Source organism: Bartonella sp. MU70NMGDW, assembly GCF_042194085.1.
GTDB classification, from domain to species: Bacteria; Pseudomonadota; Alphaproteobacteria; order Rhizobiales; family Rhizobiaceae; genus Bartonella; species Bartonella grahamii.
Genome location: NZ_JBHIMK010000245.1, coordinates 1 through 1,740, shown reverse-complemented (window position 1 = coordinate 1,740; position 1,740 = coordinate 1). Strand labels below are relative to the sequence as shown.

The 1,740-nt window shown below is 32.4% G+C and carries 1 pseudogene; it reads left to right on the top strand.

The features are described 5' to 3' along the window. Nucleotides 1-1,442 precede the first annotated feature (1,442 nt). Nucleotides 1,443-1,582 (top strand): annotated as a pseudogene (locus tag ACFIKE_RS10120) (integrase); the annotation flags it as partial. Between the last annotated feature and the right edge of the window lie 158 nt (nt 1,583-1,740).

Below are 1,740 nucleotides of genomic sequence, written 5' to 3'. Positions count from 1 at the left end.
CTTTTCTTCCTGCAAAAGTTTCTCCATCTTACTACCTAATATTACCGACCATTACTTTTTTCATGTGTGGTTTGGTTATCATGAAATGGATGAAACACTCTCAAAAGTCTCTATGAGAGAAAAACCATAACATTTCACCCACAATGTTTTCTTCTAAAAGAAATCGATACTTTTTTGAGAGCATTGCCACATCCAACTTTCAATATACAATGCAAATATAAAGCAACACATTGATTTATAATGATAATATAGCAAACTCGAATATTGTAAGATTCTTTCTTTTCAAATCTGTTTTTATGGTTGAAACAAGCAAAATCATTTGCTTGCATATCAGTAAGTGGAGAAAGCCGTATAAATAAAAACAATTTAGAAAAGGAAAAATGCCTTTTATGAACTCTCATAGTTAAAATCTATAACAACAGGAAGGCAGATATATAATATGCCTCTTTGCATCTTCATAAGTATACAAATGGTGTGGCTTTATAAGGCTTTATAATTATAAAGAAACTTTTGTGTTTTATACCATTTACGAGGTGGCGTCGCAAAATGGGCTTATACACATTGCAAAGATATCTCTTTAACACAAGTGCATAAATTGGCAACACAAGTATATTTGTGTTTAGAACATTCTTTTTATATGAGAGGCATAATCCCAACAGGATAAACAAAAGCGTAAGACACATAATCTTCATTATTTAAAAGACACGACCATAGAGATTTATGAAAATTATAAAACTGAATTAATAAGATGATGATAAAAATAAGAGATAACTTCCACCTTTTTTGCTTTTATATTTTTTAAAAATTAAAAAGATCCTTCCGTTTTTAGAAATGACTCGCTAGCAAATATATACAATATTTTCTCCCCTATTTGATATATAAAAGCTGACATAACCGATAAAGCAGTAAACCATCTTAAAATATTGATCTCAAATATGCTGTTGTATAAGGAGTAGGTGTTGATTGACACACAAAAGCAAAAGCTTAGCAAAACAACGTCATAAAATAAATGTGCCACCAAACGATTGGAACGATATAGGGAAGTCAAAAACACTTTGTAGAACAAAATCCGTAACATCTAGCTTTACGGCCGCTTATTCTTACAAACGTGCGTGCTGCTCCCTATATCCATAAAAATAAATAAGCAATCCTTAGCTAAAAAATATGCAACGTCAATGTGATGCTATAACAGAGCTTCGCTTTCCTTTATCAACAAAAGCATGAGAAATTTTGAAACAAACCCATCTTTCTCGCGATAAATTTTTTCCACAACTGATCATATTTCCTTTAATATAAATTGGCATAGCGATTTACATAAAACATATTGCGCTTAAAACATCCCCCATTGGTTTTGCTTTAGTTTACGCCATTAGAAAAAAAGTTTTTGTAACTTGTTTCATGAAACATAAAATTTAAAATCAACACAGGAATTAAGAAAATGAGCAACCACACGCGCTGCTAATACAGGTATTACAATTTCGCACATAAATTGAGATGGAAGGAAGATAAAATAGCACCACTCTATAGCAGAGTAGCTGATAGAAAACGTCTAGCAAGAAAAGCAATCAAAAAACTTCACAAAATTGAGATTAGCAGAAAAGCAAATGAGCACAAATCACTGAAAAAAATTCCTATACACAATCAACTGCTTTTATAACAATAGATGGCGGAGAGGAAGAGATTCGAACTCTCGAGAGCCTTTTGAGCCCTACTCCCTTAGCAGGGGAGCGCCTTCGACCA